The organism is Syntrophobacterales bacterium, from assembly GCA_031274925.1.
Classification (GTDB): domain Bacteria; phylum Desulfobacterota; class Syntrophorhabdia; order Syntrophorhabdales; family Syntrophorhabdaceae; genus PNOM01.
In genome coordinates, this window is record JAISPL010000054.1 from 1 (window position 1) to 13,125 (window position 13,125).

Here is a 13,125-nt window from a genome sequence, read left to right on the forward strand (position 1 = left end):
AGGAGCCTTACCCTTGATTACTGGGTCATAGGGAGAATCCTGGAGGAACCTAAAGGTAAGATTGTTCTGCGGTGACCGTATTCAGTCCCGGTTGACCTGCCGGCAATAGTCCCGGAAATAGTATAAAGAGTCAGTTGCTGACAAAGGATGACGGCAGGCACTGGTCAGACCACGATCCAGCATTCCTGAAGAGGACTATTATCTCCAGTTAAATCAACCGATAGAAACCGTTGCCGGGGAAAATTACCTGCGGGTTCACCTTTCTCGGTGTGCCTTTCCCGTTCCTCCACCACGCAGTAAATCCCTTTACCCTCGAATCCAGGCTCAAAACAGCCATTGCCAGAAGCGCACCTGGCAGGACGTCGGTCGCCTGATTTCCACCGGTTCATAAGGTCAGACCTCATGATAAGGGTCTAGCACAGTGCAATTATCCACCAGCTCGCGGCCGTGATACCCTCTTCTGTCTCAACCGGGGGCGTCAGGCGCATGATCACCGGAACTCTCTGCCTGTTTATCTCCCTCCATTATTGTGGCAATATTAATGGACTTGTCAAGAAATGGAGCTGCAAAGGATCATTTTAATCAATCCCTCTGTCCCGTAAGAATAGGTCGGGCGCCGAAGAGGAGCCAAGGAGGAGCCTTCCCCCCCTCCCATTGAACCTCATGTGCGGCATTTGATGCGGGGAATCCGCAATTTTGAACATTATAATAATATTTACGCTAATTTTAGATGGATGTCTGGCGAAGAGACGAGGGCGCCATTCAACGATGATCTCACATAATTAATTACAGCAGTTGTTTTCCGGCGACGCCTAAGCGACAAAATCCTGCACATCATAATAGGCAGAAATTCAACACGGAGGATGTTTTTCTTGGATAATGTCCGGGCCGATGTGGCAGAGATTCCTAAGTTCCCGCATGCCTTACCAGGGACCATTTCTCTTCTCCCGTCCCCGGAGAAGGCATGTCGTTTATATGTTATTAACCCCCACTACCTTCTTGCAAAGCATATTAAAATGCCATAAAAACCGAACTAAGTGTCCCACCCATCGGCCTCGGTTATATTCTATGCTTGAATGAATCTTATGTCCTTAACCTTCCTTTTACCTGGTTCTCGTAATACTTTTCCGAATAGAGGTACGGTTTCTTTGCCGTGTTCTCCGGCGTCGTATCTGCCGGCAAGGCCATGAACCTGCCTTTGCCGTCCACTGTAAGGAATGCTTTCTTCAGAAAATCTTTACCCCAGAAAGAGCCGATCACGACTGTTCTGTATGCAGGATTGACCTTTTTTATCTCTTTGAAGACGTCCTGAGAGGTCTTATAGGTTCCGGGCATTCCAAATTTTCCGGCGAGCTTCGTGATGATCTGCCAGGTCTCAAGGCCCGTGAGGGACGGGAAGACTTTTGTTACCTTCTGAACCCTTCTGTCGCAGGCCGTTGTCGTGCCGCTCGTCTCAACGGGGAGCGATGCAGGCAGGACCACGTCGGCTTTTGCGACGGTAGCAGTCCTGGCCGTGTCGACCACAAGTATGAATTCAGCTCCTGCGGCGAGGGCCTTGTTTGTCTTCTCTCTCAAGGGGTCTTCCCCGAAAATCACCAAAGCTTTAAATTTGCCTTTCTCCATGGCGCCCCTTAGGTCCACAGGCTTGAAGACGCCCTTCATGTCGGTCCCCCAGAAAGCACCCACTCTCTTGATGCCTTCTGTGTCCTTTGCCCCGACATTGCCCGGTAGATATCGTGAATCGGCCCCCATGTCGAAGAGACCCTGGGAATTGGCGAAATCCCTGAGAATAACAATCCCGTTGCCGGGCTTTCCGACACGGCCGGTAAGCATAAGGAGATTCGCGAGGGCTTTGAGGTCGTTCTTTGATTTCTCAGTCGAAGAATCAATGCTGTAAAGGATGACAACGTTATGTTTCCTGTTTGCTACAAGGTCAAGAAGCTCGGTAAGCTTTCCTGCGGTCACACCTGTTATGGCGGAGATTCCGCTCACATCCGCCTTTGAGAGGGATTTCATAAACGCTTTGAAGCCTTCCGTCCTTTTCTCCACAAATTCCTTATCCTGGGAGCCTGCATTGATCACGGCCTTGCTGATGCCGTTGATGAGGACTGTATTCGTTCCTCGCTTCGGTTTAATCCAGAGGTTTGAGGTCCTCGCGAGCGGGGTGGCGGCAGAGCTTACCGTTGCGAGGCGGGTTCCCGTCTTTTGAGCCTCTTTCACTTTCAACCCGGCAATGAGATTATCCTCAGAGAGATTTGAGTTGATCACAACGACCACATCGGCCTTTTTTATATCGTCCATGGTGGCGGTGGAGGCAGTGATCCCAAACATGCCGTCCAGAGCATCTTGACCTGCACCGTTCATAATGTTGGTGAAGCTGCCGATATTATTGGTCTTGAGTCCTGTCCTCACAAACTTCTGGAGGAGGTAGAGTTCTTCGTTGGTCATCCTGGGAGAACCAAATACTGCTACCGATTGGGGCCCGTGGGCCTTGATGACCGATTTCAGCCTGTCGGCGGCGTACTCAAGCGCCTGGTCCCAACCCGCCTCCCTAAGGGTTCTATTTTTCCTGACCATTGGTTTGGTCAGTCTGTCAGATTCCAACATGTAGCGGTATCCCCATCTCCCCTTTGAGCAGAGATAGCCCTTATTGTGAGAACTGCCGTTCAGGTTCTGAATCGTGAATGTGTGGTCTGCAAAGACTTTATAGCCCACATTGCAGCCTACCGAGCAGAATGCGCAGACCGACTCCACTTTTTCCGACGCCCACGGTCCCGGCTTCGGGAAGGGCAGTTTTTCCGATATTGCACCTGTAGGGCATGCGGCGATGCAGTTTCCGCAGGAGATGCAGGTCGTCTCTAGAAGTTTCTTCTCCATGGCCGGTTTCATTACAGACTTGAAGCCCCTGTTCACGAAGCCCAGGGCCGAAGCCTGTATCACTTCGGAGCAGGTCCTGATACAGCGGCCGCAGTTGATGCACTTGTTTGGGTCGAGGGTGATAAAAGGATGGGTCGTGTCGATCTTGTGCCGCCTCACGTCACCCACAAAACGGGTGATGTTGACGCCGAATTCGGACGCGTATTTTCTGAGCGCACAGTCAAAGTACTCGGAGCATCCACACTCGAGGCAACGCGAGCATTCGTTGGCCATCTGTTCTTCCGTGAAGCCGAGCTCCACCTCTTTGAGCGACTTTATTCGCTCTGCCACGTCCATCTCGGACATTTTTTCTTTCTTTATTTTCGCGAAATCGGTAAATTCAGACTCGGGGATCTCCCCGTAGCTGTCTTTCCTGCTGATAAAGCCTTTGGGCTGCTCTTCCGGGGAACCCGAGACAATGTACCTCTCGATTGCGTCGGCGGCGATCTTGCCGTGGGCTATGGCGTCGATGGCGACTGCGGGTCCTGTGATCACGTCTCCACCGGCGAAGACGCCGGGGATTGATGTCTCAAGGGTGCCTTCCTTTGTTACAATCACGTTTCCCCACTTTGTCTTCAGATTTCCGTTCCTGTTTATAGCGCCGAGGTCAATATCCTGGCCGATGGCGGAAATGGCGAAGTCTGCCTTCAGATTATACTCAGAACCCTTCTTTGCCACCGGACTTCTCCTGCCGCTTGCATCCGGCTCACCAAGTTCCATGCGTATACAGGTAAGGGCTGTAAGACGGCCGTCTTTCTTCTTTACAATGCCTACCGGCGCTGAGAGTTGGATCAGTTCCACGCCCTCTTCAAGGGCCGCGTCAATCTCCATCTCATGAGCGGGCATTTCCTTTTTCGTACGACGATAAAGGAGGGTGACTTTATTCGCTCCCATCCTCATGGCCGAGCGGGCCGCGTCAATGGCTGTATTGCCTCCGCCCACCACCACCACGTTTCCGTATATTTCAGGAACCTTCGTTCCCTGGAGTTGCCTCAGGAAATCTGCGCCGCGAATGACGCCGGGGGTCTCATCCTCTCCCTTAATACCCATGGCCTTTCCTGCCTGGGCGCCCAGGGCGAGAAAGATCGCGTCGAACCCGTCCTTTTTTAAGGACGCTATTGTGAAATTTTTTCCCAGGACCGATTTTGTCTTTACCGTAACCCCGAGGTCGGTAATCCACTTAATCTCCCGGTCCAGGGTCTTTTTAGGAAGACGGTATTCAGGAATGCCATAGCGGAGCATGCCCCCGAGATGGGGAGAAGCCTCGTTAAGCGTCACGCTGTAGCCCTTCAGGGTGAGAAAATAGGCGCACGTGAGACCAGCCGGGCCACCACCCACGACGGCCACCTTCCTGCCGTTTGCGGGCGCTAATTCAGGCGTCCAAGGGTGTTCAAGGTCAATATCAGCCGCATAGCGCTTCAGGTAATCGATACCTACCCGCTCATCCACCTTGTTTCTGCGGCACGCGGCCTCGCATTCCCTCACGCACACCCTTCCACAGACGATAGGGAGGGGGTTTGTCTCTTTTATCAGTTTCACCGCCTCTGTGAACTTTCCCATTGCCATGAGGGCGATATATCCCTGTACATCGACGCCCGCAGGGCAGGTCTGGGTACAGGGGCCGAGGCAGTCGGCATAGTGGTTTGACAGAAGAAGTTCCAGGGCCGTCTTTCTCGATTCCCTGATCCTGGCGTTATCGGTCTCCACGACCATCCCGTCTGCGGCCGGGCTTGAACACGAGGGCACGAGTTTTTCGAGACCCTTTACCTCGACCACACATAGGTAGCATGATCCGTATGCAGGAAGCTTTGGGTCCCAGCACAGGGTCGGTATGTTGTCAATCTGATTCGCCCGCGCCACATCAAGTATGGTCTGACCGGGGCTTGCCGCATATACATTACCGTTTATTGTTATCTTGAAGTTTGTCGTCATTCTCGGCTCTCCATAATTAGTTTCTTTCCACCGCACCGAATTTGCAGGTTTCAAAACACTTGCCACACTTTACACACAGGGCCGGGTCAAGGGCGTGCGGTTTCTTCTTTTCTCCGGTAATGGCTTCCGACGGGCATGCCTTGGCGCAGAGCGTACAGCCTTTGCACTTGTCGGACAGTATCGCGTAGGTGAGGAGGGCGGAGCAACTATGGGCCGGGCATTTCTTGTCTCGGATATGCGCCTCGTATTCCTCAGGAAAGTATTTGAGGGTGGTGAGCACGGGGTTCGGCGCCGTCTGTCCGAGGCCGCAGATCGTATTGTTCTTGATTTCATAGGCCAGCTTTTGCAGGAGGTCGATATCGCCCTCCGCCCCGGCCCCTTCCGTGATCCTCGTCAGGACTTCAAGCATGCGCTTTGTCCCGATGCGGCAGAACGTGCATTTTCCGCACGATTCCTCCTGGGTGAAGGTGAGGAAAAATTTTGCCATCTCCACCATGCAGGTGGTCTCATCCATGACCACGAGGCCGCCGGAACCCATGATGGCACCCGTTTTGTTGATCTGCTGGTAGTCGATCTGCAGGTCGCCCATGGAGGCCGGTATGCAGCCGCCGGAAGGACCGCCCATCTGAACCGCCTTGAATTTCTTGTTTTCCGTTATTCCGCCGCCTATATCAAAGACGATTTCGTTGATCGTGATCCCCATGGGGACTTCCGCCAAGCCGCCCCTGGCGATCTTTCCCGCCAGAGCAAAGACTTTTGTTCCTTTGCTGTCGTTCGTTCCCATGGATGCAAACGCCTCGGCCCCGTTCAGAATGATCCATGGGAGGTTGGCGAAAGTCTCCACATTATTGATATTGGTCGGTTTTCCCCAGAGACCGCTGTTGGCCGGGAATGGCGGCCTGAACCGCGGCATTCCCCGCTTGCCTTCTATGGAGGCAATAAGGGCTGTTTCTTCGCCGCAGACGAAGGCGCCAGCCCCTTCCTTGATCTTGATAGTGAAGTTCATCTTTGAGTTGAAAATATTCCTGCCCAGGTATCCTTTTGCGATGAGGTTCTCTATGGAGTCTTTCAGACGCTTTACCGCTTTAGGATATTCCGCTCTTACGTAAATGACCCCCTCGTCTGCGCCGATGGCGTACGCGCAGATCATCATGCCTTCCAGCACGGAATGAGGGTCACTCTCCAAGGTGCTTCTGTCCATGAATGCACCGGGGTCGCCCTCATCGGCATTACAGATGATATACTTTTTGTCGCCTGGAGCCTGCCGGCAGAATTTCCATTTCAAACCGGTCAGGAATCCGCCGCCGCCCCGCCCTCTGAGGCCGGAGTTCGAAATGATCTCAATGACTTTTTCAGGGGTATACTCGGAGAGGACTTTCTGAATTGCCTTGTAACCGTCCGCTGCGATATATTCGTCCAGGGAGGTGGGATCAATAATACCACAATTTCTGAGCACTATCTTTTTCTGTTTGGCCAGGAAAGAGTCGTCTTCCGAAGGCTGGGAATTCTTGATTACCCACTCCCTGACGGGGGTGCCTCCGGCGATGTGCTCGGAAATAATCCTTGCCGCTTTTTCCGGGGTTACATCACCATACAGGAAGGAATGATTTCTCTCATCAATAATCTCCACGAGGGGCTCGCGGTAGCACATCCCGTTGCAGCCGGTCTCCTTGAGGTTGACCTTTATCTTCTGCTTGGCTATCTCCTTCTTTATGGCGTCGTAAGTTTTGTCGCCGCCCGCAGATACGCCGCAGGTTCCAAGTCCGACCTTTATCGTCTTCATCTTCATTCGCTCTCCCTTCCTTTATATTCCTTCAAGATCTGCTGAACTTTCTTCGGATTCAACCGGCCGTGCGTTTCGTCATTGATCATGAGCACCGGAGAAAGGGAGCAGCAGCCCAGGCACGCAACTTTCTGCACAGTGAAGAGTCCGTCATCCGTCGTCTCGTCACCGTCTAAGTTAAGCTCACTCTCCAGGGCCCTGATAATGCCTGTCGAGGAATTCACATGACAGGCGGTGCCGTCGCAGACCTTGATAATGTTTTTGCCCATCGGCTTCAGGCGGAACTGGGAGTAAAAAGTGACGACTCCGTAGATGTCGGCGGTAGGAATGCCCACCGCCTTACTGATAAGGTTGATTGCCGATTCCGGGATGTAGCCGTAAGTTTCCTGGGCGGACTGAAGGAGCGGAATGAGCACCCCTTTGCCGTCCCGGGACTTCAGAACCTCGGCTTTAAATTTGGAAAAACGGTCCATTCCCTGTTTTTGTTTTGCGTTCTTTGGCGCCATTTTCAGTCTCCTAAAAGATGAATAATTATATACTCTATTGCTCTATATCACGATCTCCTGCCGCCGGGCCACGGTTCGGTTTCGGAACACAAAAGAAAAAACGTTCCCAAGTCGGGCCATAGAAGACGGGCAGTCAATCGTTGACCGCACCACGTTCCACACAGCGCGACTGACCGTGGGCAGCTTCCTTGATTCTTTAAGACGCCGCACAAGCGGTTTGAGCTTGCTTGTGACGGTATTTAATCCCTTTTATATAATCAAAATACACGACTTGTCCATCAAAGTAAAGCGTTGGATCGCCCGCTACCACTCTTTTTCTTTGTATGCGCCAGACAATGGGTGAAGGGGCGGGAGGGAAGCCATGGTCATGGCCTTTTTCGGCTGGTCTTCATTATTACCATGGGCGAGGAGCATGCTCGCTTAATCAAGGTTTCCCCTGACGGCCTTGTGGAATATTTGCGTAATGTATCAATATGTTGCGTAATATACAAGATATGTACACAAAACAGCCTATCATTAAAAGATTAGGATAACACAGGGAACTTTGGAACACAGTTCCCTGATGTCCACCGCCCAGGCGAAAGACCCTATCGCAGAAAGGAGACCCAAGAGGCGACCCATCTTTGTTCTCTCTCGGTCTTTCAGCATTCCAACTATTCTAATTTCTTGACTATTCCATTCATGGTGGTATCATTATGGCGGGCAGGCAAATGGGACTTATCAATATTACCGGCGGACATGTAAAACTGATCATGGTGGGAGGGAAAGGCGGGGTAGGGAAGACTACCTGCGCCTCTGCAATGGCCCTTAAAATGGCTGCGGATGGGAAAAAAGTCCTTATCGTATCAAGCGACCCTGCGCCGTCCCTCGCGGATATTTTCGAGGTTCCCATTGGGAACGAAGCAGTGAAGGTTTCTCCGGAACTTAATCTGTGGGCCCTTGAGATATCATCCGATGCAGTGTTGCAAAAATGGAAGGAACGGTTCGGGCCTGAGATCTATGAAGTGGTGCGGTCCTTTGCCGACGTGGATTACGATTTCGTCGACTATATCGGGACGGCGCCGGGCATTGAAGAAGAGTACATGCTCAACTATATCAGGGAACTGACGGAGAGCGGAAAATACGACGTGGTGGTATGGGATACGGCGCCTGCAGGCCACACACTCCGACTGCTAAGGCTTCCCCACCTTTTTCTCAAGCACATGGAGGCGGCGACGAAGTTTTACATGAATATTTACGGCTATCTGGAGAAGCTGAAGGACACGATCAGGTTTAAAGGATCAAAGAGGACGCTCCTTGAGGTGATAGGGGGCTGGGAGGCCCTCTCCGGGCAGATAGTTGAGTTTATAAGGAACAGGGAGACTACGAAGTACGTGATCGTTACCATACCCGAAGCCCTGGGAGTAAAGCTGACGGGCAGGGTGATCAGTGAGTTTGAGAGAAATCAAATCCTTGTTGAGAACATTATCATCAACCACGTGATAAAGGAAGCGGATTGCGATTTTCACAGGATTCGCATGGAAATGCAGGAGCAGTACATCGCTTTCATCAGAGATGTCTATAAAAATATGAATATCGTCACCCTCTGCCTCGCGCCACGGGAGATCAAGGGCATGGCTCGTATCATGGAGGTCTCCCGCGCCCTTTTCGATTCCGGGGAGAGTGGCACGTGAAGCGGATACGGATTACCGGAGGGAACCTCAAAGGAAGATCCATTCAGATTATGGAGCGCCACGAGGCGCGCTACACCCCGTCGAAGGTACGTAAAGCAATATTCGACATAATCGGGAGCATGGAAGGGAAGCGCGTCCTCGACCTGTTTGCGGGCGCAGGGTCGTTCACGATTGAGGCGCTTAGCAGGGGGGCAGCCTCTGGAATATGCGTGGAGCGGGACAGGGAGATGTGCGCCCTCATCCGGAGAAATCTCGAATCCCTGTCCATGGCCGGGTTCTGTGAGGTTTTGAACATGGAAGCCATGCGCGCCATACCTTTTCTTTATAAAAAGGGATTCGCTTATGATATAATTTTTATGGATCCCCCCTACGACAAAAAATATGTGGAAGCAACCATTTCTCTGTTTAGAGACCATGCAGTTTATAGTGCAAATACGCTCCTGGTGGTAGAGCATTCCAAGAGAGAGGTATGTGGCGCTCAGGAATCAGGATGGAAGGAGTCTGTACTGACGACAAGGCGCTATGGCGACACATGTATTACCATATTGAAACTGCAGCGATTTTAACCAATAATAAGGAGTCTCCGATGAAACGTAAAGTAGCGGTATACCCCGGTTCTTTTGATCCCATCACAAACGGTCACCTCGACATCCTGAACAGAGGGCTTGAGCTCTTTGACAAGGTTATCGTGGCCGTGGCTCTCAACATTGAGAAAAAGGCGCTCTTCAGCGTTGAGGAAAGGATGGAATTGATAAGACTGTCCGTCAACCATAATGAAAATGTGCTTGTGGATACCTTCAACGGACTGCTGGTGAACTATGCGAAGAAGGTGAATGCCAGATTTGTGATCAGGGGGCTTAGAGCCATGAGCGACTTTGAGTACGAATTCCAGATGGCATCCATGAACAGAAACCTCAATAAAGATATGGACACCCTATTTATGATGACCAGTAAGGATTATTATTTTATCAGCTCCAGAACCATCAAGGAGGTCCACCAGTTCGGCGGATCTGTGAAGGGGCTTGTTCCGGAAATCGTGGAGCAGAAACTGAAAGAGAAGCTCGCTTTGCTATGAATAGACCCGTGCTTTTTGCCGCGCTGGCTGCCGTATTCGTGTTTGCGGCTTTTTCTGTCCAGGCGGGCGATGTGTATACGGCGAGGGTGCAGGGCGTCATAAGCCCAGCGACCGCAGGATTCATATCTGAATCAATTGCCAAAAGTGAAGAGAAAGGCGCAGAGGGTCTTGTCATTCTCCTTGATACCCCCGGCGGTCTTGACACATCCATGAGAGATGTCGTCAAGGATATCATGACATCCAAGGTCCCGGTGATAGTCTATATCTATCCTCCCGGGGCGCGCGCCGCCTCGGCGGGGTGCGTTATTCTCCTTTCAGCCAATATCGCGGCCATGGCGCCTGGTACCAACGTGGGAGCAGCCCATCCGGTGAGCATAGGTAAAGCGGGCACGGAAGACAAGGTAATGATGCAGAAAATACTGAAAGATGCCGAGGCATACGTGAGGAGCATCGCAAGAAAGAGAGGGCGGAACGAGGAGTGGGCCGCGAAGGCCGTGACTGAGAGCGCCTCCATTCAGGCGTCAGAGGCCCTGAAACTGAACGTCATTGATGTGATATCGGGAAGCGTTGACGAACTGCTCAAGGCTATAGACGGAAAGGCTGTGGAGACGAGAAGCAGTGTGGTCACCCTGAAGCTGAAGGGAGCGAAAAGGGTTGACTTGGAAATGTCTTTCAAATACAGGCTCCTCGCTTTCATAAGTGATCCTAATGTTGCCTATATCCTCATGATGATAGGTATTTACGGGATACTTTTCGAGATCTTCAACCCGGGGGCTGTCTTCCCCGGGGTGATGGGGGGAATAGCCATACTCCTCGCCCTTTACGCTTTCCAGGTGATACCGATCAGTTTTGCCGGAGTCTTTCTCATACTCCTGGGCATCATATTCTTCATACTGGAATTAAAGATTATAAGCCACGGCATATTGGGAGTTGCGGGTGTAATATCTATTGTGATAGGCTCTATCATGCTTATCGACCTGCCGTCAGGGGGCATACTCTCTATTTCATGGAAGTCGATCTTGGCGGTGGCCCTGCTCTCCACCCTGTTTGTTTTTGGGGCGCTGTCCTACGCGATCAAGGCTCAACTGGCAAAAGTGAAGACGGGGAAAGAGGGTCTTTCCGGAGAAGAAGGGACGGCAAAGACGGATATTTTTGAAACGGGGAGAGTCTTCCTGCGCGGCGAGCTATGGAATGCGACCAGTGAAGAGCCGATAAAGACAGGCGCGAAAATCATCGTTGTGGAAGTCAAAAATCTGACCCTGAAGGTCAGGAGAAAAGGGGGCTGAAATGATCGGATTACCAGTATTGTTGTTCGTGATTGCAATCATCGTGTTCTTTCTCACGAGCGCGATCAGGATTCTTAACGAGTATGAGCGCGGGGTTATTTTCAGGCTTGGACGGGTCTTAGGCACCCCGAAGGGGCCTGGACTCATCATCCTTATCCCCATGATTGATAAGATGACAAAGGTAAGCCTTAGGACGGTGGTGCTTGATGTCCCTCCTCAGGACATCATAACCAGGGACAATGTGTCCATAAAAGTGAATGCGGTCGTCTATTTCAGGGTAATGGATCCTTTGAAGGCGGTCATTGATGTGGAAAATTTCCTCTATGCCACGAGCCAGCTCTCCCAGACGACGCTCAGGAGCGTTCTCGGACAGGCCGAGCTTGACGATCTCCTCTCTCACAGGGAGAAGATCAACGAGAGGCTCCAGGAAATCCTCGACACCCATACCGAGCCTTGGGGCATCAAGGTGTCGAATGTGGAAGTGAAGAACGTCGATCTTCCCGCAGAGATGCAGAGGGCGATTGCGCGTCAGGCGGAGGCGGAAAGAGAGAGAAGGGCAAAGGTGATAAGCGCGGAAGGGGAATACCAGGCATCTACAAGGCTGTCGGAGGCATCTGACATACTCTCCAGGAACCCCATGGCGCTTCAGCTCCGTTACCTCCAGACCCTTATCGAGATATCCACGGAGAAGAATTCCACAATAATCTTTCCTCTTCCCATTGACCTCATTAAAGTTTTCACGGAGAAATTTAAATGAAGAAGTGGTGGATCCTGATACTTGCCATACTGATGTGCATAGGCTCCACCCATGCGCGGGCAGCGCAGAAAAAGCACATACTCCCCAAGCAATCTAAGCAATCGGGCAAAGGGGTGGCAGCAAAAAAAAGCGAAGAGCCTTTTAAGTCCTTCATCGTGGTGGAGTCAACCACAGGCGCGGTCTTAGACGGTGAAAACGTCCATGCACGGCGGGCGCCTGCAAGTGTGACAAAGATTATGACGGCCCTGGTTGTCCTTGAAAAGGTTTCCAAAGGCGAGAACACGCTCGCGGACCAGATTACCGTGACGCCCGACGCGGCACGGATTGGAGGGAGCCAGGTCTACCTGGAGGCAGGCGAGGTCTTCACCCTTGAAGAAATGATGAAGGCGGTAATGGTGGCATCGGCAAACGACGCGGCATATGCGGTGGCGGAGCATGTTGCCGGCAGCGCGGACGCCTTTGTGGGACTCATGAATGAAAAGGCCAAGGAACTCAATATGGCGGACACCGAGTTCCATTCGGCCCACGGTCTTCCTCCCTCAAAGGGACAGAAGGAAGACTTTACCTCCGCAAGCGACCTTGTCATCCTTGCCCGCGAAATCCTGAAATACCCGAAAATCATTGAATGGACATCCATAAAGAGCGAGGGCTTCAGGGACGGCAAGTTTATCATGCATAATCACAATAAGCTTCTCACGAAGATGGCGGGCATAGACGGCCTGAAAACAGGGTTCTACCGGGAGACCGGATTTAATGTGGTAGCTACCGTGAAGAAAGGCGATTTACGGTTCATCGCCGTGGTAATGGGCAGCCCTTCGGCCCCGATCAGAGATAACGTGGCAATGGAGAAACTGAAGAAGGCGTTTGGCCAGCTCAGAATGTTGAGCATCGTGAAGAAAGGCGAGTTCGTGGATAAAGAGGTAATGCTCCTGGACGGAAAGCAAAGGAAGCTGAAAGGAGTGGCTAGCGCGAACTTCCTCTACCCTGTTGCTGTCGATAAAAAAGGGACGATAAAGAAAGAGATAGTGATGGCCGACAAGATCAAGGGAGATGTGAAAGAGGGCCAGAAGATTGGCGAAATGATCATCACCTTCGATAACCGGCAGGTGGGCAAAGTCGACGTAATTTCTCCCGTCCATGTACCCACTGCAAACCTTTTTACGAGATTTATCAGGAGATTGGGGCTTAATATCTAAA

10 protein-coding genes are annotated in these 13,125 nt (G+C 51.8%); 6 read left to right on the forward strand and 4 right to left on the reverse strand.

Translation table 11 applies throughout. The features are described 5' to 3' along the window. Positions 1-164 precede the first annotated feature (164 nt). The 4 genes from LBQ00_08815 to nuoE form a co-directional block, all read right to left on the reverse strand. Positions 165-389, reverse strand: a complete 225-nt coding sequence (locus LBQ00_08815; protein ID MDR2018944.1) for a hypothetical protein — start codon at positions 387-389, stop codon at positions 165-167. A 694-nt stretch (positions 390-1,083) separates the two neighbouring features. Next, the gene (locus LBQ00_08820) at positions 1,084-4,848 is read right to left on the reverse strand and encodes a molybdopterin-dependent oxidoreductase (GenBank protein ID MDR2018945.1); all 3,765 of its coding nucleotides are present in this window, start codon (positions 4,846-4,848) and stop codon (positions 1,084-1,086) included. 16 nt (positions 4,849-4,864) lie between these two features. After that, positions 4,865-6,637, reverse strand: coding sequence for a 4Fe-4S binding protein (locus LBQ00_08825; GenBank protein ID MDR2018946.1), 1,773 nt, complete (start codon positions 6,635-6,637; stop codon positions 4,865-4,867). Next, positions 6,634-7,137 carry an NADH-quinone oxidoreductase subunit NuoE gene (gene nuoE, locus LBQ00_08830; protein ID MDR2018947.1) on the reverse strand — a complete coding sequence of 168 codons (504 nt, stop codon included), beginning with the start codon at positions 7,135-7,137 and terminating at the stop codon, positions 6,634-6,636. The genes LBQ00_08825 and nuoE overlap by 4 nt, the downstream gene beginning before the upstream one ends. A gap of 695 nt (positions 7,138-7,832) precedes the next feature. Between nuoE and LBQ00_08835 the strand changes: the two genes are divergently transcribed. From LBQ00_08835 to LBQ00_08860, 6 genes are read left to right on the forward strand one after another with little or no spacing between them, the layout of a single operon-like run. Further along, a complete protein-coding gene (locus tag LBQ00_08835; GenBank protein ID MDR2018948.1) occupies positions 7,833-8,810 on the forward strand; it encodes an ArsA family ATPase in 978 nt (325 codons plus the stop codon). Next, positions 8,807-9,376 carry a 16S rRNA (guanine(966)-N(2))-methyltransferase RsmD gene (rsmD, locus tag LBQ00_08840; protein ID MDR2018949.1) on the forward strand — a complete coding sequence of 190 codons (570 nt, stop codon included), beginning with the start codon at positions 8,807-8,809 and terminating at the stop codon, positions 9,374-9,376. Before LBQ00_08835 ends, rsmD begins: the two co-directional genes overlap by 4 nt. Positions 9,377-9,396: 20 nt before the next feature. Further along, positions 9,397-9,885: a pantetheine-phosphate adenylyltransferase gene (gene coaD, locus LBQ00_08845; protein ID MDR2018950.1), complete on the forward strand. Its 489-nt coding sequence runs from the start codon at positions 9,397-9,399 to the stop codon at positions 9,883-9,885. Then, positions 9,882-11,171 (forward strand): nodulation protein NfeD, encoded by a 1,290-nt coding sequence (locus LBQ00_08850; GenBank protein MDR2018951.1) that lies wholly within the window; start codon positions 9,882-9,884, stop codon positions 11,169-11,171. The genes coaD and LBQ00_08850 overlap by 4 nt, the downstream gene beginning before the upstream one ends. Position 11,172: 1 nt before the next feature. Continuing rightward, entirely contained in the window at positions 11,173-11,928 is a 756-nt protein-coding gene (locus LBQ00_08855; protein ID MDR2018952.1) for a slipin family protein, read from the forward strand. Then, on the forward strand, positions 11,925-13,124 hold the full coding sequence (locus tag LBQ00_08860; GenBank protein ID MDR2018953.1) for a D-alanyl-D-alanine carboxypeptidase: 1,200 nt from the start codon (positions 11,925-11,927) through the stop codon (positions 13,122-13,124). The genes LBQ00_08855 and LBQ00_08860 overlap by 4 nt, the downstream gene beginning before the upstream one ends. The last annotated feature ends 1 nt before the right edge of the window (position 13,125 follow it).

Excerpts from the sequence above, each read along its gene's own strand:
- LBQ00_08815 (MDR2018944.1), bottom strand. The coding sequence starts at position 389 with ATGAACCGGTGGAAATCAGGCGACCGACGTCCTGCCAGGTGCGCTTCT.
- LBQ00_08820 (MDR2018945.1), bottom strand. The coding sequence starts at position 4,848 with ATGACGACAAACTTCAAGATAACAATAAACGGTAATGTATATGCGGCA.
- LBQ00_08825 (MDR2018946.1), bottom strand. The coding sequence starts at position 6,637 with ATGAAGATGAAGACGATAAAGGTCGGACTTGGAACCTGCGGCGTATCT.
- nuoE (MDR2018947.1), bottom strand. The coding sequence starts at position 7,137 with ATGGCGCCAAAGAACGCAAAACAAAAACAGGGAATGGACCGTTTTTCC.
- LBQ00_08835 (MDR2018948.1), top strand. The coding sequence starts at position 7,833 with ATGGCGGGCAGGCAAATGGGACTTATCAATATTACCGGCGGACATGTA.
- coaD (MDR2018950.1), top strand. The coding sequence starts at position 9,397 with ATGAAACGTAAAGTAGCGGTATACCCCGGTTCTTTTGATCCCATCACA.
- LBQ00_08850 (MDR2018951.1), top strand. The coding sequence starts at position 9,882 with ATGAATAGACCCGTGCTTTTTGCCGCGCTGGCTGCCGTATTCGTGTTT.
- LBQ00_08855 (MDR2018952.1), top strand. The coding sequence starts at position 11,173 with ATGATCGGATTACCAGTATTGTTGTTCGTGATTGCAATCATCGTGTTC.
- LBQ00_08860 (MDR2018953.1), top strand. The coding sequence starts at position 11,925 with ATGAAGAAGTGGTGGATCCTGATACTTGCCATACTGATGTGCATAGGC.